At 49.0% G+C, this 24173-nt stretch carries 3 protein-coding genes; 2 read left to right on the top strand and 1 reads right to left on the bottom strand.

The window, feature by feature from the left end:
- Window positions 1-204: 204 nt before the first annotated feature.
- Window positions 205-1935 (bottom strand): arginine--tRNA ligase, encoded by a 1731-nt coding sequence (gene argS, locus FE392_RS12180; protein ID WP_319930496.1) that lies wholly within the window; start codon window positions 1933-1935, stop codon window positions 205-207.
- 242 nt (window positions 1936-2177) lie between these two features.
- Here argS and FE392_RS12175 point away from each other — a divergent pair, with 242 nt between their 5' ends.
- Window positions 2178-2744, top strand: a complete 567-nt coding sequence (locus FE392_RS12175; protein ID WP_319930495.1) for a VOC family protein — start codon at window positions 2178-2180, stop codon at window positions 2742-2744.
- Window positions 2745-3761: 1017 nt separating this feature from the next.
- Window positions 3762-24143 (top strand): non-ribosomal peptide synthase/polyketide synthase, encoded by a 20382-nt coding sequence (locus FE392_RS12170; protein WP_319930494.1) that lies wholly within the window; start codon window positions 3762-3764, stop codon window positions 24141-24143.
- Window positions 24144-24173 lie beyond the last annotated feature (30 nt).

Below are 24173 nucleotides of genomic sequence, written 5' to 3'. Positions count from 1 at the left end.
TGAAAGACGAAGCGTATAGATTTGTTGTGTTAAAAATCAGGAAATGTGTTGTCAGTGAAAGTAGGGCTTAATTTTCAAAATAACATTTCAAAATAAGTGAAATAGGAAAACACTAAAATAGTGAGCAGATGAGTTAGGGTGAATTTGCGAATAATTAAAAACTGGTATGAAAAATATTTCATACCAGTTTCTGGAACAAGATAATTACATCCGTTCTACAGTTTGAATACCTAAAGTATCAAGACCTTGTTTCAGCGTTTTTGCAGTCAACAATGCCAATTTCAGGCGGCTCTGACGCAGTTCTTCACTGTCAGCGCTGAGTATCGGGCAATGTTCGTAGAAACCGGAGAACAAACCTGCCAAATCATACAGATAAGCACACATGACATGAGGTGTACCTTCACGGGCAACAGTTGTGATGGTTTCTTCAAATTGCAGCAAACGAGTTGCCAGAGCTTGTTCACGTTCTTCATTAAGCATGACAGGCTGTGTCAGATTGCTTTCATCAATGCCTGCACGTTTGAAAATCGAGTTTACGCGGGTATAGGCATACTGCATATAAGGCGCGGTATTGCCTTCAAACGCGAGCATATTATCCCAGTCAAAAACGTAGTCGGTAGTACGGCTTTTGGAAAGGTCGGCATATTTCACTGCACCGATACCTACAGCTTCAACCACTTTTTTCAGTTCGTCTTCCGGCATATCTGGATTTTTTTCACGGATCAGGGCATCCGCACGTTCAATCGCTTCATCCAGCAAATCAGACAATCTTACCGTTCCGCCAGCACGGGTTTTGAATGGCTTACCATCTTTGCCCAGCATCATGCCGAACATATGGTGTTCGAGAGACATTTCTTCAGGAATGTAACCAGCTTTGCGGACAATCGTCCAAGCCTGCATTAAATGTTGATGCTGACGTGAGTCAATATAATAAAGAACGCGATCGGCATGCAGAACTTCATGGCGGTATTTGGCACAGGCAATATCTGTTGTTGTATAAAGGTAGCCACCATCCTTTTTCTGGATGATAACACCCATTGGCTCACCTTCTTTATTTTTGTATTCATCAAGGTAAACCACAGTCGCGCCATCGCTCTCAACAGCAAGGCCTTTCTGTTTCAGATCTGCAACAACACCGGGCAGCATGTCGTTATACAGACTTTCACCCATTACATCTTTTTCTGTCAGGGTGACATTCAACCGATGATAGGTTTCCTGATTTTGTGACATAGTAATGTCAACCAGCTTGCGCCACATCGCACGGCAGTACTCATCTCCGCCTTGCAGCCTGACGACGTAATTACGGGCACGGACAGCAAACTCTTCATCTTCATCGTAAGTTTTTTTCGCTTCACGATAGAATTCTTCCAAATCGGCGAGCGCCATATCGCTGGCATTTTCATTCTGGACTTTTTCCAGATAGGCGATCAGCATGCCGAATTGGGTTCCCCAGTCACCAAGATGGTTGGCACGGATAACGTTATGTCCCAAAAATTCCAGCGTACGTACTGCGGCATCGCCAATGATGGTGGAGCGGATATGGCCAATGTGCATCTGCTTCGCAACATTGGGGGCAGAGTAGTCAATGACGATGGTTTGAGGCTCTACCGGAGCAACACCCAGTCTTTCAGCTTTCAGTGCAGTTTCGATATTGGTGGCAACCCAGTCTTTATCCAGGAAAATATTGATAAACCCTGGCCCAGCGATTTCGATTTTGCTGGCTATTCCTTGCAGATCTAACAAACTGACGACTTTTTCTGCCAATTGTCGGGGAGGCATGCCCACTTTTTTCGCTGCCGCCATGACACCATTCGCTTGGTAGTCACCAAACTGAGCTTTTGCAGATTGACGGACGTGAGCTTCGCTGTCGGCTGGAGCGCCAGCTGCAATCAGCGCATGGCTGATTTTTTCTGAAAGAATGGCCTGAATATTCACCGTGTTACCTTAAGTTACGCACAAAAGTGTCTGCATTTGAATGATGCAAATGCTTCCAAGCGTGTGGATTATTAGAAAATAACGGGTTTTATATCATATTCAGCATCCTGCATGCTACCATCTACCGCTGCTTGCAGGATGACTTTTTGTTTTCAGATTGTCTTTCAGACAATCCTTCATCATTCGGCGTTATTTCAGTGGCGTTATATGGGAGGGAGAAAACAATTTTTAATGAGGATAAAATGATTCATTTTTCAACAATTCCTGAATTACAGGGGTTATCAGCTGATTTAGCTGTATTTGAGCAAAAATTAAAACAATTTGGTGAAGAACTTGGCTTGGATTTTGCGCCATACACAGCGGATCATATCTCCCTGCGCTGTAATGAAATCTCAGTAGCAGAACGCTGGCATCGGGGGTTTCTACAGTGTGGTCAACTGATGTCTGAAAGTATGATTAATGGGCGGCCAATCTGCCTGTTTGAACTGGAACAGCCGATCGCTTTGCTGGGATGGCAAATTGACTGTGTGGAACTGCCTTATCCAACGGATAAACATTATCTTCGTCAGGGTTGGGAACATGTGGAACTCATTTTGCCTGTTCCGCCAGAACATATCATGTGTGAAGCCCGCAAATTATTGCCTCATCCGTTACCGGAAGGTTTTCGCATAAAAGAAAGTTGCCCCGGAGGGGAAAAGGAGAGACTGCCAAATCCAACATTGGCAGTGACAAACGGTGAAATCACGGTCAAATATCATCCATTTTCTCTTAAAGAGATCGTGAGAAGTGAATTGAACGAATTGAGTTAATTTTCACAGCCATTTCATTATTGATACCCGCTATCTTTAAAGTTGTAATGTTGTTGGCATCGTTCAATGAGCCAGTCGTTCCAATCGTATAACTACCTCTATGTTTGGGACGATGATCGAGTTGCATATTTAATGGCGATACCATCTCTCAAATAAAATGTGCTGTTTTCTTGAGTATGAAAACATTAAGTCATATTTTCTAAATACAACAGCCATATATCCTTTATATTATTCTAAAGTGATGAAGATCTTCTCTAATATTCTGAAAAATACATACCAATAAAAGATTGGCTATTTATCAATATAGCACTGTTCTGATTGGGGTTTACAACCCAATAGATATCTATTGCCTAAAAATAATGAATCAATAAGAATGTATTTTATTGTGTCAAATATTATTTCAGATATGTTTTTTATTATATTCGGATTAATTTTTATCCATCATGCGTTATACAATTCGTATGTAATTTTATTTATATTGATGAAGATAATTAAATGTCTTTTCATAATGATGTAAATATCATTTACCCTGCGTATCAAATGGGAAAAAGAAACGACATATGTTTAAATCCTTACTGTTATAAAAATTTAGTGATAAAAAATAACAATATAATGAGGATTTATCCAACCATATGCTTTTATTAGTTATTTTTAGGTTAAAAAGAGTAAGGTTAACAACCTAAAGAGAAGTAACTGCTTAATGACAAAGTAGATGATTAATCAGTTCAATTATCGCAAATGTTATTGGTGAGGCATTAATTTATTTTTAATTTTTATTTATTTATAAATGCAGATTTTATTAAAAAGTATTGCTTAGATATTTTTAAATCAACATCAGATCTATTAATTACATGACTATTGTGTCAGTTAAAAGTTATTTGTGAAAACTCTCAAGGCTGAAGTTAAATTTTTCAAACAACTAATAGATTCTAGAGGTTATTGATGAAAGGTGGTATTGCTAAAAAGGGAAATATTCTTAACGAGGAAGTGTCTGCTCAAATCTCATCTGAAGAGATAATGAATAATAAAAATGACACTACCATTATATTACGAACCTGTGTTGTGGTGGGAGGAACAAGACTTGCTGTCTATTGCGCTGAATTAATTCAGGCATCCGGACATAGTATACAGGCGGTATTAGCCACTGATACTGTCATGCAAACATGGGCTAGCCAGCAAGGGATAGTTTGTGTGGATTCTGTTGAAGCATTGCAAAAACACATCATATTACATCCTGTTGATTGGCTTTTTTCAATCGTCAATCCTCTTATTCTGCCTGTTTCGTTGATTACACTGATCCGCAATGGGGCGTTTAATTATCATGACAGCCCTTTGCCGCGTTATGCGGGTCATCATGCCACATCTTGGGCATTGTTGGATCAGGCGAAACATTACGCCATTTCTTGGCATCGCATAGAAAGTAGTGTGGATACCGGCGATATTGCGGTGCAATTACCTGTATCGATTGAAGACAATGACAGTGCTTTCTCGTTGAATCTGAAATGTTATCAAACAGCCCAGAAAGGGTTTGCTGAACTGTTAAATAAACTGAGCCAAGACACATTAGTGACGCGCCCGCAAGATCTGTCGCAACGGCGTTTTTATGCCTCATCGCATCGCCCTGATGCTGGTGGGTATTTATGTTGGGAACAATCTGCGGAGATGTTGTCAGCGTTGGTGCGGGCATTAGACTTTGGTGAAAATTATGATAACCCTTTGGGGCGTCCGAAATTATTACTGGAGCACAGGGCAGTAACAATTTCTTGGCTTCAACCGCTAACACAACGATCAGAAGGCAACCCCGGGACACTGATACGCGTAGAAGACGATATCTGGCGGGTAACAACCGGTAGTGAGGATGTCTGTATCGGTGGGTTTGCTACCCTTGAAGGGCAGCGATTGTCAGCCAGAGAGTTAGCTGACATAGCGGAACTTAAATCAGGTAAAACGTTGCCTGTGCTTTCTTCACAACAGAGACAGCAGGTCAAAAATACTCTTCAGGCACTCGCCCCCAGTGAATCATTTTGGCAGCGGCGTCTTGCCGCTTTTCAGCCTGTCCGATTGCCGTTTGCATCGTCCGAAAGATCGTCAACCCCTTGTTGGATGACCAGCCTTTGGCAAACTTCTGTTATCCAAAATGAGACTGATACATCATCGCAAACGTTGCTACAGGCATTTGTTATCTATCTTGCCCGTCTGACACAACAATCTGTATTTCAAATCGGTTGGTGTACGGAAGTCAACGATGATTTGTCAGCGTTGTCACCCGTAGTGCCGATGGAGATTGAAGTCGCGCCTGATAAACCGTGGCATGCAGTTGCTAATCTGGTTAATGACGAACTTACCCGATTGGCACAACATCGTACGTTCAGTCGTGATCTTTGCTCCCGGTCGCCTTCACTTCGGGCTATTCCTGCGTTGCAAACCTGCTGTCCGTGGCCAATCGCAGTCTCGATAACACAAGATGACATTGAAAATGCCATTGGTGAATTGTTGACGTTCCAGATTAATGCACAGGGCGAATTCCGTTGGATCTATGACGAAAACCGCCTGAATGCAGATGTCATCTTGCGGATGAGTGAACAGTTACAAGAATTGCTGTCATCAAAAAGAAAAGGGGATGAGATCCCCGTTGGAAAACTGAATTTGTTGCCTGCGGTTGAACGCACATTGCTGCTGGAAACCTGGAATGCCACGGAAAGAGCGTATCCAGACCAATTGTGCATTCATCAGTTATTTGAATTGCAAGTCGAAAAAAATCCTGATGCCATTGCTTTGGTGCACGAAGAACATATCCTCAGTTATGCCGAATTGAATACTTGTGCCAACCGGCTGGCACATCAACTGATTGCTTCGGGGATCGAACCAGACCAGCGGGTGGCAATCTGCATGGCAAACTCGCCCTTGCGGGTGATGGCGGTGTTGGCGGTGCTGAAAGCAGGTGGGGCCTATGTACCCTTAGATCCGGCCTATTCCGGTGAACGGCTGTCACATATCCTGACCGACGTTGCCCCAGAAATGTTGCTGGCGGATAGTGTCGGTCGGGCTGCATTGGGTGAACAGGCGCTGACAGGGTTGACGATACTGGATCCCACTGTCTTGCCTGATCAGCCGGACAGCAACCCGCAAGTCACTGATTTGACCTCCCGCCATCTGGCCTACGTGATTTACACTTCCGGTTCAACAGGAACACCGAAAGGAGTGATGGTTGAACATCAAAGTTGGGTGAATCTGGCGCTATTCCAAATCAACCGGTTTAATCTTGATAACGCCAGTAGGGTCTTGCAGTTCGCGTCATTGGGGTTTGATGCCAGCGTCTGGGAAATTATGATGGCATTGGGCAGTGGTGCCTGCTTGGTTATTCCAAACGATAGGGTGCGCCAAGATCCGCGTTGCCTTTGGCAATATTTGGAAACGAAAGCGGTAACCCATGCTTGCCTGACACCCTCCCTATTACGGGGTATTTTAGATCTCCCCGCCCTCACGATAAAACTGACTTTGATACTGGCCGGTGAAACGCCCAGCCCGGCACTATTTCAGGCCTTAAGTGGCCAGGTCTTACTGTTCAATGCTTATGGCCCAACCGAAGGCACGGTCTGCGCCACAGTTTGGCACTGTCCGGCAGATTATTCAGCAGCCGACAAACTGCCTATCGGGCGTCCCATCGACAATGCACGGGTTTATTTGTTGGATACAGAAGGGCAACCGGTTCCGTTGGGAGCGGTGGGTGATTTGTATATTGGCGGCGTTGGCGTCGCGCGTGGCTATCTGAATCGCCCCGAATTGACGGCGGAACGTTTTCTTATCGATCCATTCAGCAATAAGCCGGGTGCACGGATGTACCGCACCGGGGATTTGGCCCGTTATTTACCTGACGGCAATCTGGAGTTTATGGGGCGTAATGACCATCAGGTGAAAATTCGAGGTTTTCGCATTGAGCTGGGGGAAACTGAAGCCCGGCTGAGGGAATATCCGGCCGTGCGTGAGGCGGCAGTGTTGGCTCTGGGGGAAGAGTCGGATAAACGGCTGGTGGCTTATGTGGTGGCAGATGCTGATAAAAATCTAGCGAATAACTTACGCACCTATTTGAGTGCCATTTTACCGCATTACATGATGCCGACGGCCTTTGTGCGTTTGGATGCTTTCCCTTTAACCCCTAACGGTAAATTGGATCGCGGTGCGTTGCCAGCACCGGATAGTGAAGCGTTTGCCCGCCAGCTCTATGAGGCTCCACAAGGTGAAAAAGAAACGGTATTGGCGGCAATTTGGAGTGAATTGCTGGGCATAGAACAAATCAGCCGGCATGACAATTTTTTTGCCTTGGGCGGGCATTCTTTATTGGCGGTGAAGGTCATCGAGTGCTTGTATCAAAGAGGGATAACACTGGCAATACGCAATCTGTTTTTGTTACCGGTGTTGTCAGAACTGGCACAAACACTGGAACAGCAAGAGAGGGAAGTCATACCGGCTAATGTGATAACACCTGATGCGACAACGCTGACTCCGGCAATGTTGCCGCTGATTGATCTGACCCAGACTGACATTGATTGTCTTGTGGCACAGGTGCCGGGAGGGTTGGCGAATATTCAGGATATCTACGCTTTATCCCCGTTGCAGGACGGTATTTTGTTCCATCATTTACTGGCAAACGAAGGTGATCCGTATTTATTGACCCTCCAAATGGCCTTTGAGAATCGGGCTTTGCTGGATCGTTATTTAGCGGCCCTGCAACAGGTGATTAACCGGCATGACATTTTACGCACCGCTTTTTTCTGGCAGGGGCTTTCTGTACCGGTGCAGGTTGTCTGTCGTCATGCTCCCTTATCCGTACTGGAATTGAATTTGGCTCCGGCAGATGGATCTGTCAGTGAGCAGTTAGTGCAACGTTTCGATTCCCGTCATTATCGCCTTGTTCTCAATCAGGCGCCGTTATTGCGTATTGTCATGGCACAGGAAGCAGATGGCCGTTGGATTGTCTTGGCATTGCTGCACCATTTGATTGGCGACCATACAACGTTGGAGATGATGCACCGTGACGTTAAGTCCTATCTGGATGGACAGGAAGCCAGCCTGCCGGCACCGATGCCGTTTCGCAATTTGGTAGCGCAAGCACGTTTGGGGGGTAGTGAAGCAGAGCACTCGCGATTTTTTACCGATATGCTGGCAGATGTGGAAGAACCTACATTGCCGTTCGGTTTGGCGGAGGTACATCGTGATGGTTCACAGGTCACCGAATCCCACCGAATGCTGGCACCGGCATTGAATGCCCGCCTGCGCGCTCAGGCCCAGTATCTGGGCGTTAGTCTGGCGGCATTGTGTCATTTGGCATGGGCACAGGTTCTGGCGCGTACCAGTGGGCAGAAAAAAGTCGTATTCGGTACGGTACTGCTCGGTCGCATGGTTGCAGGAGAAGGAACCGGCAATGGCATGGGCATGTTTATCAATACCTTGCCTTTACAATTGGATATGGATGGTTCGTCGGTGCAGGACAGCGTGAAGTCAGCCCATACTCAGTTGGCTGAACTTTTAACCCATGAACATGCATCATTGGTTTTGGCCCAGCGATGCAGCGGGGTTGACAGCACGCTTCCTCTTTTCAGTGCCTTGTTGAATTATCGGCATAATGATGCGTCAGCAGCGCTGAATGCGTTGATAAACGGCGTTGAATTACTGGAATTGAAGGAGCGAACCAACTATCCCTTTGTTTTGTCCGTGGAGGATTTTGGTGATGCATTGGGATTGACGGCTCAGGTCGTCCATCCGTTTGATCCGGAGCAAATATGCGGCTACATGCAGCAGGCACTGGAAAGTTTGGCAGCCGCACTGGAATTCACACCAAATAGGCCAGTTCGGGAATTAGATATTCTGCCGGAGCGCGAGCGCAGTTTGTTGTTGACCACTTGGAACACGACAGAAACGTTGCATTCTGAGGCAGAATGTATCCACCAATTGTTTGAACAGCACGCGAAAGAAACCCCTGATGCGATAGCGTTGGTATGCCATGAACAGAGCCTCAGTTATGCAGAATTAAATATCCGTGCCAACAGACTGGCGCATCAGTTGATTACGCTGGGCATTGAACCGGAGCAACGGGTAGCGCTTTGTGTCTCCCGATCATCCGCTATGGTGGTGGGGGTATTGGCAATATTGAAATCAGGCGGTGCCTACGTGCCTCTGGACCCCGTTTATAGCAGTGACCGGCTGGCCCATATTCTGGCAGATGCTGACCCCACTATTGTACTGGCTGATCCCATTGGGCAGAAAGCATTGGGTGAACACGCACTGGCAGGGCGGACAGTACTTGACCCGAATATTTCGCCTGATCAGCCGGGCAGTAACCCGCAAGTGGCCGGATTAACAGCAGGGCATTTGGCTTACGTTATTTATACCTCGGGTTCAACCGGTACTCCGAAGGGCGTTATGGTTGAGCATCGCAACATCCTACGGTTATTCGATGCGACACAAGCTTGGTATCACTTTACCCGGCAAGATGTCTGGTGTTTGTTTCATTCCCTCTCTTTTGATTTCTCGGTATGGGAATTATGGGGCGCGTTACGCTACGGTGCCAAACTGGTGTTGGTTCCACACGAAACAGCCCGTTCACCACAGGCGTTCCATCAATGGGTATGCCGGCATGGGATCACCGTGTTGAATCAGACACCGAGTGCGTTTAAAGCCTTTATTGCCAGTTATGCCAGCAATCCATTGCCGGATCAGCTGCGTTACGTCATTTTTGGCGGTGAAACTCTTGATCCCGGTATATTGCTGCCGTGGTATCGCTTGCGCGGTGAAATATCTCCCCAATTGGTAAACATGTATGGCATCACCGAGACGACAGTACATGTGACTTATCGGGTAATGAACCAACAAGATGTGGAGCAGGCAACCAGCCCTATCGGGCAGCGTATTGCGGATTTAACGTTGTATTTACTGGATGATGATGCCCGGCCCGTGCCGTTGGGGGCGGTTGGTGAATTGTATGTGGGCGGGGCAGGTGTGGCACGAGGGTATTTGAATCGCCCTGAACTGACGGCGGAACGCTTCCTTGTTGATCCGTTTAGTGATAAGCCTGCGGCGAGGATGTACCGCACCGGGGATTTAGGCCGTTACCGGCCGGACGGCAGTCTGGAGTTTCTGGGGCGTAACGATCAGCAGGTGAAAATTCGTGGTTTCCGCATTGAGCCGGGAGAGATTGAAGCCCGCTTGAGGGAACATGCGTTGGTGCGTGACGCCGTGGTGCTGGCACAAGGAGAAGGGCAGGACAAAAGGCTGGTAGCGTATGTTGTAGCAGAAGAAGCAATGGACGCAGAATTGACGAAGAGTTTGCATGCACATTTGAGCCGTGTCCTGCCGGATTATATGATCCCGGCAGCGTTTGTACGTCTGGCATCATTCCCGCTAACGCCGAACGGCAAGCTGGATCATCGTTCATTGCCTGAGCCGGATAGTAAAGCGTTCGTCCGCCAGCGTTACGAACCTCCACAAGGAGAAACGGAAACTGCATTGGCGGCAATTTGGTGTGAATTACTGGGCATTGGGCAAATCAGCCGACACGATAATTTCTTTGCCTTGGGGGGCCATTCCCTGCTGGCGGTAAGGCTAATGAACCGGATAGCAAGCCAGATAACAGGCTTGGGAGCGGAATTGCCATTGTCGGCACTGTTTAATACACCGTCTTTGGCTGCTCTGGCAGAAGAAATTCAAAATGGGCTTGATGCACAAAACAACGTATTACCGGTGATAACCGCAGTTTCCCGTGAAGGGCTATTGCCATTGTCATTTGCCCAACAACGCCTGTGGCTGCTGACTCAGTTTGAGGGGATGAGCGAAACTTACCATATCCCCATTGCCTTACGCTTGCGTGGTCAGCTTGATATTACGGCCTTTCAGCAAGCGTTGAATACCTTGTTTGCCCGCCATGAAGCCTTGCGTTCCGTATTTATTTCTGTTGACGGCCAGCCGCAAATCCAACTGCTGCCAACTGATGCAACATTGCCATTGGCCCAGCATGATTTGCGCGGGGAGCCGGATGTCAAAATGGTATTTGATCAGTTATGCACAAAGGCGGCATCTGAACCCTTTGAACTCAGCCGTGGCCCGTTGATTCGGGCAATGCTTATCCGGTTGTCGGATGATGACTATCATTTTTTGCTGACTCAGCACCATATTGTTGCTGATGGCTGGTCGTTAAATGTACTTGCGCGGGAATTGAGTGCCCTCTATACGGCGTATCGGTCCGGAGATCCCGATCCTTTACCTCCACTGGCGCTTCAATATCCGGATTATGCCGTCTGGCAACATCAATGGCTTTCCTCTGAACACATCCGGATGCAATCGGATTATTGGCGTGCGGTGATGGCGGACGCACCTGTTTTACTGGATTTGCCGACCGATCGCCCCCGTCCGGTGGAACAATCCTTTAGCGGACAAACCATACCGCTTACGCTGGATGCGGAACTCACCGCAGCCCTGAAACAGCTGAGCGCACAAAACGGGGTCACATTATTTATGACCGTGCTCTCTGCATGGTCACTGGTATTATCCCGTCTTTCCGGTCAGACAGATATTGTCATCGGCACCCCAAGTGCAGGCCGTAACCGTCAGGAAATTGAACCCTTAATCGGCTTCTTTGTGAATACGCTGGCATTGCGTCTGGATATCTCAAGTGAATTGACCGTTGCAGAATTGTTGGCACAAGTTCGCAAAACCGCGTTGGCGGCACAGGCGCATCAAGATTTGCCCTTTGAGCAGGTAGTGGAAATTGTGCAGCTGCCTCGTCAGTTGACGCACTCCCCGCTGTTTCAAGTGATGTTTGCCTGGCAAAACAATGAGCGTTCGGAGTGGAAATTGCCGGGACTCGACGTATCACCGATTGAGCAAACACCAGATGTTGCCAAGTTTGATCTTGAACTGACGCTGTCTGAGGAAGGTGACCGGATTGTCGGCATGTTGAATTATGCCTCGGCCTTGTTTGATCGCGGGACAATTGAACGCCATCTCAGTTACTTGTCTCAGGCATTGCAGAAAATGGCAGCGGCTCCCCGGCAACTGCTGAGAAACATTGATATCCTGCCTCCTTCAGAGCGCCAATTATTGTTGGAAAACTGGAACGCGACGGCAGTTCCCTATCCTGAATCATTGTGTATTCATCAATTAGTTGAGCAGCAAGCAGAGAATAAACCGGAAGCCATTGCCTTGGTCTATGAGGAGCAGCACCTCAGTTATGCAGAATTGAATGCCTGTGCCAATCGGCTGGCCCATCAGTTGATTGCATTGGGCGTCGGGCCAGAGCAGCGGGTGGTGATTTGTGTGTCAAGGTCACCGGCGATGGTCGTGGGATTGTTGGCAGTATTAAAAGCCGGTGGAGCTTATGTCCCGCTGGATCCGGCCTATTCAGGTGAGCGTCTGGCACAAAATTTGGCAGATGCCGATCCGGTACTGGTGTTGGCCGATAATGTTGGGCTTAGCGTACTGGGAAAAACAGCTCTGGCAGGGCGGACGGTACTTGACCCGAATATTGTGCCTGCGCAGCCGGACAACAGCCCACGGATAACCGGTTTGACATCACGGCATTTGGCTTACGTCATTTATACCTCGGGTTCAACCGGAACACCGAAAGGAGTGATGGTTGAACATCAAGGCTGGGTTAATCTGACGCTATTCCAAATAAACCGGTTTAATCTTGACAGTACCAGCAGGGTATTGCAGTTTGCTTCATTGGGGTTTGATGCCAGTGCTTGGGAAATCATGATGGCATTGGGTTGTGGTGCTTGTCTGGTTATTCCAAATGAGACGGTACGTCAGGACCCGCGTGGTCTTTGGCAATATCTGGAAACGAATGCCGTGACGCATGCTTGTCTGACGCCGTCCTTATTACGGGGTGTTACTGAATTGTCCGCGCCCACGCTCAAACTGACTTTGATATTGGGGGGAGAAACCCCCGATCCGGCACTCTTTCAGGCCCTAAGTGACCGGCTCTCACTGTCCAATGCTTATGGCCCGACCGAAGCAACAATCTGTGCTACGGTTTGGCACTGCCCGGCAGATTATTCAGCAACCGACAAACTGCCTATTGGGCGACCTATCGACAATACCCGGATTTATCTGTTGGATACGGAAGGGCAGCCGATACCGTTGGGAGCGGTGGGCGAACTGTATATTGGTGGCGTTGGTGTCGCGCGTGGCTATCTGAATCGCCCCGAATTGACGGCGGAACGTTTTCTTATCGACCCATTCAGCAATGAGCCGGATGCACGGATGTACCGCACCGGGGATTTAGCCCGTTATTTACCTGACGGCAATCTGGAGTTTATGGGGCGTAATGACCATCAGGTGAAAATCCGAGGTTTTCGCATTGAATTGGGGGAGATTGAGGCTCGATTGAGAGAATATCCGGCCGTGCGTGAGGCTATGGTGTTGGTTCAGGAGGAAGAATCGGATAAACGGCTGGTGGCTTATGTTGTCACAGATGCGGATAAGGAATTGGCGAATAATCTGCGTGCCCATTTAAGCGCTATTTTGCCGGATTATATGATCCCGTCAGCTTTTGTGTGTATAGAGGCTTTCCCACTCACGCCAAATGGCAAACTCGATCACCGCTCATTGCCTGAGCCAGACATTGAAGCGTTTGCCCGTCAGAATTATGAGTTGCCACAAGGGGAAACCGAAATCATGTTGGCTGCCGTTTGGCGTGAAGTATTGGGTATTGAACATATCAGCCGGTACGATAACTTCTTTGCCTTGGGCGGCCATTCCCTGCTGGCGGTGCGGATGATTGAACGCTTGCATCAACGGGGAATGACACTGGGGATCCGTGATTTATTTCAGTCGCCGGTGCTGTCAGCTTTGGCCCAAACACTGGGACAGCACCAGTCGGTCTTGATACCCGCCAATATCATTACCCCGGATACCACAATGATTACGCCTGCGATGCTGCCGTTGGTTGATTTGACTCAGGCGGAGATTGACCACATTGTCGGGCAAGTGCCGGGTGGTGTGGCGAATATTCAGGATATTTACCCGCTGTCCCCGTTGCAGGACGGGATTTTGTTTCACCATTTATTGGCCCATGAAGGCGATCCTTATCTGTTGGTGACACAAATGGCGTTTGCCGAGCGGGCGTTATTAGATCGTTATTTAGCGGCTGTGCAGCAAGTGGTTAACCGGCACGATATTTTGCGTACCGCCTTTCTCTGGCAGGAACTTTCTGTACCGGTGCAGGTGGTTTGGCGTCAGGCTGCCTTATCGGTGCTGGAGTTGAACCTAAACCCGGCTGACGGGCCGGTCGAGCAGCAATTGGCCCGACGCTTTAATCCCCGCCATTACCGCCTCGATCTCAATCAAGCCCCGTTATTGCGTTTTGTCGTGGCACAAGAAGCGGATGGTCGCTGGATTGTCCTGCAATTGTTGCATCATCTGGTTGGTGATCACACAACGATGGAGATCATGCACCGTGAAGTTCTGGCCTGTCTGGATGGACAGGAAACTAGCCTGCCGACACCGGAGCCATTCCGCAATTCGGTGGCGCAAGCACGTTTGGGTGTCAGTGAAGCAGAGCACACGCGATTTTTTACCGAAATGCTGGCAGACGTGGAAGAACCCACTTTGCCGTTCGGTTTGACGGAAGTGTATCGCGATGGTTCACAAGTCACTGAGTTTCACCGAATGCTGCCGCCTGCGCTGAATGTGCGTCTGCGCAATCAGGCCAAAAATCTGGGCGTCAGTCTGGCTGCATTGTGTCATCTGGCTTGGGCGCAAGTACTGTCGTGCATTAGTGGACAGGAAAAAGTGATATTCGGCACTGTGCTGTTCGGGCGCATGGCAGCAGGAAAAAGTGTCGATAATGGCATGGGGCTGTTTATCAATACGTTGCCGCTGCGGCTGGATATGAATGATGTCTCAGTACGGAACAGTGTGCAGATTGCCCATACCAAGCTGGCTGAATTATTGGTGCATGAACATGCGTCGCTGGCGTTGGCCCAGAAGTGCAGCGGCATTGACAATAATATTCCACTGTTTAGTGCCCTGTTGAATTATCGGCATAATAGCGTATCAACCACGTCGAAAACGTTGATGGAGGGAATTGAGTTTTTGGGGGCGCAAGAACGGACGAACTATCCGTTGGTGCTGTCGATAGAGGATTTCGGTGAATCTTTGGGGCTGACTGCTCAGATAGTCCGGCCGTTTGAACCGGAACGGATCTGTGGCTATATGCAACAGGCTTTGGAGAGTTTGGTGGCAGCGTTGGAGAATGCGCCGGGCGTCCCGGTTAGGGAACTGGACATTTTGCCGGAAACAGAGCGCAGGCTGCTGTTGGCAACGTGGAACGAGACAGACGCTGTCTATCCGGCGGAAATGTGCATTCATCAGCTATTTGAGCGGCAGGCAGAGAAAACCCCTCATGCAGCAGCATTGGTGCATCAAGAGGGTATTCTCAGTTATACCGAATTGAATACCCGTGCCAATCGGCTGGCTCATCAGCTTATCAAGCAGGGGATCTGTGCGGGTCAGCATGTTGCACTGCAATTTGAACGTTCTGTAGCGCTGGTCGTGGCGCAATTGGCTGTGCTGAAAGCCGGTGCCGTTTATGTCCCGATTGATCCCGATTTGCCGGATGAGCGGAAACAGGAATTAATCAGGGATTCAGCCGCCTGCTTGTTGATTACGGATATCCCGACGGATGCACCTGTAGCGTTGCTTTGCCTTACAAATGAGCAACAGATGGACAGCGGGCACAGTTGCATTAATCCTGATGTGCCGCGCTCCAGTGCCGATTGTGCTTATATCATGTATACCTCAGGCTCAACCGGAACCCCGAAAGGTGTTCTGGTTCCACATCGTGCCGTGGTTCGGTTGGTTATCAATAATGGCTATGCAGACATTGGGCAGGATGATCGGGTTGCCTTTATGGCAAACCCGGCGTTTGATGCCAGTACGTTTGAAATTTGGTCCCCGTTGCTCAACGGGGGAACAATGGTCGTCATCGATCATCATACATTGTTGACTCCGGCCGAATTAGTCCATGCGTTAGAAACCTACGGTATCACGGTAATGTGGCTGACTGTTGGCTTGTTCAACCAGTTAGCTATGGCACTGTCTCCGGTGCTACCGCAGATCAAATGCCTGATTGTGGGTGGCGATGCCCTTGATCCCCATGTTATCCGTGACGTATTAAAGGCGAGTCCTCCCCAACAGCTCTTGAATGGTTATGGCCCCACAGAAGGGACGACTTTTACCACTACGTATGCAATTCAGAGCCTCGGACAGGAAGTGACGAACGTTCCGATTGGACGTCCCATTGCCAACACACGGGTTTATTTGCTGAATGCCGAGCGGCAACCCGTGCCGTTGGGGGCAGTCGGGGAATTGTATATTGGGGGAGACGGGGTTGCGTGTGGCTATTTCAATCGCCCTGAATTAACGGCTGAACGCTTCCTGATCGATCCTTTCAGTGATAAACCGGATGCAAGGATGTATCGCAGTGGCGATTTAGCCCGTTATTTACCTGACGGTAATCTGGAATTTTTGGGCCGTAATGACCAGCAAGTGAAAATCCGCGGCTTTCGCATTGAGCTGGGGGAAATTGAGGTTCGATTGGCAGAACATCCTGCGGTGCGTGAAGCCACCGTGCGGGTGTTGGGGGATGGACAGGAAAAACGGCTGGTGGCTTATATCATCGCGGAAGCCAGTATTGTAACAGAAACGCGTATTGTCGCAGAAACCAATGTCATCGAGACAACTTATGAAGAACTGGTAAATACCCTGCGTACACATTTAAGTACGACTTTGCCGGATTACATGATACCGGCAGCCTTTGTGCGTCTGGAGCGTTTCCCATTGACTCCGAATGGAAAATTGGATCGCCATGCACTGCCGATGCCAGATTGTGAGGCTTTTGCCCGTCAGATTTATGCGGCACCTCAAGGCGAAACCGAAACGGTATTGGCGGCGATTTGGGGGGAATTGCTGGGCATGGCACAGATCAGCCGATACGATAATTTCTTTGTCTTGGGCGGCCATTCCCTGCTGGCGGTGCGGATGATTGAACGCTTGCGCCAACGGGGATTGACACTGGCAGTGCGTGATCTGTTTCAGTCGCCGGTGCTGTCAAATCTGGCGAAAACATTGAGTCAGTATCAAACGGTAGCGATACCGACAAATGTCATTACCCCTGAGCTAACGGCATTGACGCCCGCGATGCTTCCGCTGGTTGATTTGACTCAGGCGGAAATTGACCACATTGTCGGGCAAATGCCGGATGGTATGGCGAATATTCAGGATATTTACCCGCTGTCCCCGTTGCAGGACGGGATTTTGTTTCACCATTTATTGGCGCATGAAGGCGACCCGTATCTGTTGGTGGCACAAATGGCGTTTGCCGAGCGGGCGTTATTAGATCGTTATTTAGTGGCTGTGCAGCAAGTGATCAACCGGCACGATATTTTGCGTACTGCCTTTCTCTGGCAGGCGCTCTCTGCGCCGGTGCAGGTTGTTTGGCGGCAGGCTGCCTTATCGGTGCTGGAGTTGAAGCTAAATCCGGCTGACGGGTCTGTCCATGAGCAATTATCCCGGCGTTTTAATCCCCGCCATTACCGTCTCGATCTCAATCAAGCCCCGTTATTGCGTTTTGTTGTGGCACAAGAAGCGGATGGTCGCTGGATTGTCCTGCAATTGTTGCATCATCTGATTGGTGATCACACAACGATGGAGATCATGCACCGTGAAGTTCTGGCCTGTCTGAATGGACAGGAAGCCAGCTTGCCAGCGCCAACGCCATTTCGTAATTCGGTGGCGCAAGCACGTTTGGGTATCAGTGAAGCAGAGCATATCCGTTTCTTTTCCAACATGCTGGCAGATGTGGAAGAGCCTACTTTGCCGTTCGGTTTGGCGGAGGTATATCGTGATGGTTCACAGGTTGCTGATTTTCACCGGATGCTGCCGACTGCGCTGAATGCGCGTCTGCGCAATCAGGCCAAAAGCCTGGGCGTCAGTCTGGCTGCGTTGTGCCATCTGGCCTGGGCACAAGTGTTGTCGCGTATCAGCGGACAGGAGAAAGTGGTATTCGGCACTGTGCTGTTCGGGCGCATGGCAGCAGGAGAAGGTGCCGATAATGGCATGGGTCTGTTTATCAATACGTTGCCGTTGCGGTTGGATATGAATGATACGTCAGTACGGAACAGCGCGCAGACTGCCCATACTCGATTGGCGGAATTATTGGTGCATGAACATGCTTCGCTGGCGTTGGCCCAAAAGTGCAGTGGCATTGACAACAACATTCCACTCTTTAGTGCCTTGTTGAATTATCGGCATAATGCTTTGCCGATCACATCGAATGAATTGATAAAAGGAATTGAATTTCTGGGAGCACAGGAACGGACGAATTATCCGTTGGCGTTATCCGTCGAGGATTTTGGCGACGCCTTGGGACTGACGGCTCAGATAGTCCAGCCGTTTGCTCCGGAACGGATCTGGGGTTATATGCGACAGGCATTGGAAAGTCTGGTTGAAGCGTTAGAGCGTGCACCAGATATGCCCGTCAAGGAACTGAATATCCTGCCGGAAACAGAGCGCAGGCTGTTGCTGACAACGTGGAACGAAACTGACGCCGTTTATCCGACAGAGATGTGCATCCATCAGTTATTCGAACAGCAGGTGACGAAAACGCCAGAAGCCGTGGCCTTGGTGTATGAGAATCAACATTTCAGTTATGCGCAATTGAATGCCCACGCGAACCGGTTGGCACATCAGCTTATTGTGTCAGGGATTGTTCCAGAGCAGCGGGTTGTGCTTTGTGTATCACGATCACCCGCCATGATAGTGGGTTTGCTGGCGGTTTTGAAAACTGGTGGGGTGTATGTGCCGTTGGACCCGATTTATTCTGGCGAGCGCTTGGGGCTGAGTATGATGGATGCCGATCCGGTTTTTGTGCTGGCAGATAATGTTGGCCGCATGGCGTTGGGTGAACAGGCACTGGCAGGAAGAACGGTATTTGACCCAAATTGTTTGCCGACACAGCCGGACAGTAACCCAGAAATAACGGGATTAACAGCGAAACATCTGGCGTATGTCATTTATACCTCGGGTTCAACCGGCGTTCCTAAAGGAGTGATGGTGGCACATCAAAGCGTCGTGAATTTGGCTTTCGCCCAAATCAATCGGTTTAATGTTGATGAAACCAGCAGGGTATTGCAGTTTGCATCATTAGGGTTTGATGCCAGTGTATCGGAAATCATGACAGCGTTAAGTGGTGGTGCGTGTTTGATTATCCCCGACGATGCGGTTCGTCAGGATCCGCGTTGTCTTTGGCAGTATCTGGAAGAAAAATCAGTCACTCATGCTTTCTTGACACCATCCCTGCTACAGGGCATTTCCGATTTCCCTCCACTGACAGCAAAACCGACCTTGATACTGGCAGGTGAAGCCCCCAGCGCGGCGTTACTGAAGGAACTATGCGGACGAGTTACACTGTTCAATGATTATGGCCCAACCGAAGCGACGGTGTGTGCAACAAGTTGGCGTTGTCCGCCAGACTATCAGGGGAAAGTGGTCTCTATTGGGCGCCCGACGGCAAATACACGGATTTATTTGCTGGATGATAATGCTCAACCTGTGCCATTGGGCATGGTAGGGGAGATCTATATAGGCGGAGACGGGGTTGCCCGGGGATATTTGAACCGCCCGGAATTAACCGCTGAACGTTTCTTTATCGATCCGTTCAATAACAAGCCGGATGCCTGCATGTATCGTACCGGAGATATGGCGCGTTATTTGCCTGACGGCAATCTGGTGTTTCTGGGCCGCAATGATCAACAGGTGAAAATTCGTGGATTCAGGATAGAGCCGGGGGAAATCGAGGCTCGTCTGAGCGAATTCCCGTCAGTGCGTGAGTCTGTGGTGCTGGTGCTGGGAGAGGGGATAGAAAAACAACTGGTCGCGTATATTGTGGTAGAACCGGAAGGTGTAGCAGAGCTGGAAGAGGCATTGGCGAATAGTCTGCGTGCACATTTAAGTGCGATTTTACCAGATTACATGATACCGGCAGCTTTCGTGTGCCTGCCGTCTTTCCCATTGACCCCGAATGGAAAATTGGACCGCAACGCCCTGCCTGCGCCAGACAATAAAGCCTTTGCCCGCCAGATTTATGCTGAACCTCAGGGCGAAACTGAAACTGCGTTGGCGGCTATTTGGCGTGATGTGTTAGGTGTTGAACACATTAGCCGGCACGATAATTTCTTCGCTCTGGGAGGACATTCGTTGCTGGCGGTACGGCTGATAAACCGGATAATGGGACTTGGCGCTGAATTGCCATTGTCTGTGTTGTTTAATACCCCACTATTGGCCGAATTAGCGAAGGCGATCGATATTCAGCGTGAAACACAAAACAATCGTCTATTGCCTGCCATCCAACCCGTTTCCCGTGAAGGTATATTGCCATTGTCATTTGCCCAACAGCGCTTGTGGTTTTTGGCTCAACTTGATGGTGTCAGTGAAACGTACCATATTTCAATTGCACTGCGTTTGCGCGGCACTCTGGATCGAACCGCGTGGCAACAGGCATTGAACACGTTATTTTCCCGACATGAAGCTTTGCGTTCCGTCTTTGTTTCTGTTGACGGCCAGCCACAGGTAAGGTTGTTGGCGGCAGATTTTGGGATACCACTGTCCTTGCATGACTTGCGTAAACAGGCGAATGCGGGAGCTACACTGGAACAATTGTATTTTGAAGCCAGTTCTGCGCCTTTTGAACTCAACCGTGGCCCGCTGATTCGGGCAATGCTGATTCGGCTTGCGGATGACGACTATCAGTTTTTACTGACACAACACCATATTGTCTCTGACGGATGGTCATTCCCTATATTGATACGGGAATTAAACATACTCTATGCTGCTTATCTCGCTGGGCTGCACAATCCCTTACCTCCGTTGGCTATTCAGTATCCGGATTATGCCGTTTGGCAGCGCCAATGGTTTTCCTCTGAGCGTATTAAGGCACAGTCTGATTATTGGCGTACGGTGTTGGCTGGCGTGCCGGTGTTGTTGGATTTGCCGACCGATCGCCCCCGCCCGGTGGAACAATCATTTATCGGGCGGAGTTTACCGATCAATCTGGATAAGGATTTAACCACAGCATTGAAACGCCTGAGTCGTCAGCACGGCACGACAATATTTATGACGCTGTTGTCCGCTTGGGCGGTAGTGTTATCCCGCCTGTCCGGCCAGACAGATATTGTCATCGGGACTCCCAGCGCTGGCCGTAGTCGTCAGGAAGTAGAATCGTTAATTGGGTTTTTTGTGAATACACTGGCCTTGCGTCTGGATATCTCAAGTGAACTGACCGTCGCAGAATTGCTGGTGCAGGTTCGGAAAACCACCTTGGCAGCACAGACACATCAGGATTTGCCGTTTGAACAGGTGGTAGACATTGTGCAGCCACCCCGTCAATTGGCGCATACGCCGTTATTTCAGGTGATATTTGCCTGGCAGAATAATGAAAGTATGGATTGGGAACTGCCGGGAGTGACGGTGTCACCGATTGAGAGAGACTTAAAGGTTGTTAAATTTGATCTCGAACTCAATTTGTATGAAAGGGAAGACAAGATAGTCGGCGAATTGCGTTATGCCAGCGCTTTGTTCGATCAACAAACAATAGAAAGACATATCGGTTATTTGCATAACGTGTTGCAGATGATGGCAGCAATGCCCCAGCAGCGACTCAGGGATATCGATATCCTGCCTCCATCAGAGCGCCGGTTATTGCTGGAAAACTGGAACGCGACGGCAGTTCCCTATCCTGAATCATTATGTATTCATCAGTTAGTTGAGCAGCAAGCAGAGAATAAACCGGAAGCCATTGCCTTAGTTTATGAGGAGCAGCATCTCAGTTATGCAGAATTGAATGCCCGTGCCAATCGGCTGGCTCATCAATTGATTGCATTGGGTGTCGGGCCGGAGCAGCGGGTGGTGATTTGTGTGTCAAAGTCACCGGCGATGGTCGTGGGATTGTTGGCAGTATTAAAAGCCGGTGGAGCTTATGTCCCGCTGGATCCGGCTTACTCAGGTGAGCGTCTGGCACAAAATTTGGCGGATGCCGATCCGGTGCTGGTGTTGGCCGATAATGTTGGGCTTAGCGCACTGGGAAAAACAGCTCTGGCAGGGCGGACGGTACTTGATCCGAATATTGTGCCTGCGCAGCCGGACAACAACCCACGGATAATCGGCTTGACATCACGGCATTTGGCCTACGTCATTTATACTTCCGGTTCAACCGGAATACCGAAAGGGGTAATGGTTGAACATCAAGGCTGGGTCAATCTGACACTTTTCCTCATCAAGCGGTTTAATCTTGGCAGTACCAGCAGGGTATTGCAGTTTGCTTCATTGGGATTTGATGTCAGTGCCTGGGAAATCATGATGGCATTGGGTTGTGGTGCCTGTCTGGTTATTCCAAACGAGACGGTACGCCAGGATCCGCGTGGCCTTTGGCAATATCTGGAAACGAATGCCGTGACGCATGCTTCCCTGACGCCGTCCTTATTGCGGGGCATTTCTGATGAATTATCCGCCTCCACACTCAAACTGACCTTGATATTGGGGGGAGAAACCCCCGATCCGGCACTCTTTCAGTCCCTAAGTGACCGGTTCTCATTGTCCAATGTTTATGGCCCGACCGAAGCAACAATCTGTGCCACGGTTTGGCACTGCCCGGCAGATTATGCAGCAATCGACAAACTGCCTATCGGGCGACCCATCGACAATGTTCGGATTTATCTGTTGGATACGGAAGGGCAGCCGGTTCCGTTGGGAGCAGTGGGCGAACTGTATATTGGTGGCGTTGGCGTCGCGCGTGGCTATCTGAATCGCCCCGAATTGACGGCGGAACGTTTTCTTATCGATCCATTCAGCAATAAGCCGGATGCACGGATGTATCGCACCGGGGATTTGGCCCGTTATCTGCCCGATGGCAATCTGGAGTTTATGGGGCGCAATGACCATCAGGTGAAAATCCGAGGTTTTCGCATTGAATTGGGGGAAATCGAGGCTCGATTGAGAGAATATCCGGCTGTCAGTGATGCCGTGGTGTTGGTACAAGAAGAAGGAGGAAACAAAAGGCTGGTGGCTTATGTCGTCGCAGAAGACAGTATGGACTTGGCAAATCGCTTGCGTACCCATCTTAGTGCGCTTTTGCCAGACTATATGGTGCCGGCGGCTTTCGTGCATTTGAAGGCTTTTCCATTGACCTCTAACGGCAAATTAGATCGTAGGGCATTGCCGATGCCAGACGGTGAAGCATTTGCACGTCAGGCTTATGTGGCCCCCCGAGGAAAGGTTGAAATAATGTTGGCAGCAATTTGGTCTGAATTATTGTCCATTGAACAAATCAGCCGCCATGACAACTTCTTTGATTTGGGCGGACATTCGTTGCTTGCCTCGCAAATGATCAATTTGGCTGCCAATCAGGGCATTATCCTCACGTTGAATGCGTTGTTTCAGTTTCCGGTATTGGCTGAATTGGCGATGAAAATCACCTCTGACTCACTGTCCGAGCCACAAAGTTGCGCTGTACCAATACGAACAGAGGGAGTCGGTTTGCCGCTGTTTTTTGTTCCCACAGGTATGGGCGACCATTCTTATGTTTTCTTGATGGCGCGCTATCTTCAGGCTGGTTATCCCATTTATGCGCTGCCCTGGCCTTCCATCAACGAAGAGCCTATGTCAACGATAGAAAAACTGGCCGATAGAATGATCATTATGATGAAAGATGTTTTGCCGGCAGGCCCATACCGGATTAGTGGCTATTCCTCTGGTGGAATACTGGCGTATGTGATTGCGCAGAAGTTGTTGAATGCGGGAGAAGCGGTTGATTTTCTCGGGCTGATTGACACAAATTCCCCTTCGCTTGTGAAGAAAACACATAAGTCAGTCAAATATCACTTCTTTTATGGTCTTGCTTGGCAGGCCGGAAAAGAAAATGCAAAGGCACTTGCAATATTGCACCAACGAATTGATGAATTAAGCATGGTGCAATTTATTGAAGCAGCACAAGAGTTGGCGTTATATCCGGCAAATCTGCGTGCTGACGTGGTTGCAAAACGTTGGGAGCAAATTGAGCGTTATGCACAAATGGTTATGGATTATAAGCCGTCGGCATTACCGATAATTCTGTACCAGTTTTATGCGGTAGAACCGGTGCCGGTTATTGACTTAGAGGCGGGAGAAAAATCCGAATCTGAGAGTATAGAACCGTCATTAGGTTGGGCAGATGTGATCCCCGAAATGTCGCTTCGGCTAATAGCTGTCTCCGGTAACCATATAAGCATGATGGAGGATAATAAAAATAGAATGGATTTGGTCGAGGCAATGAATAAGTTGTTGGTTGCCAGCAGTGATACAGAAAAATGAGATAAAGTAAGTAAAGTTTAATTATTTAGT

Origin of the sequence: Xenorhabdus santafensis, from assembly GCF_033949405.1 — a bacterium.
In the GTDB taxonomy this organism is placed as follows: domain Bacteria; phylum Pseudomonadota; class Gammaproteobacteria; order Enterobacterales; family Enterobacteriaceae; genus Xenorhabdus; species Xenorhabdus santafensis.
The sequence above is the reverse complement of the archived record's forward strand: the minus strand, read 5'-3'. Positions and strand labels throughout refer to the sequence as shown.

What these genes read in the sequence shown, in the direction of transcription:
- FE392_RS12175 (WP_319930495.1), top strand. Translation starts at nt 2,178, where the DNA reads ATGATTCATTTTTCAACAATTCCTGAATTACAGGGGTTATCAGCTGAT.
- FE392_RS12170 (WP_319930494.1), top strand. Translation starts at nt 3,762, where the DNA reads ATGAATAATAAAAATGACACTACCATTATATTACGAACCTGTGTTGTG.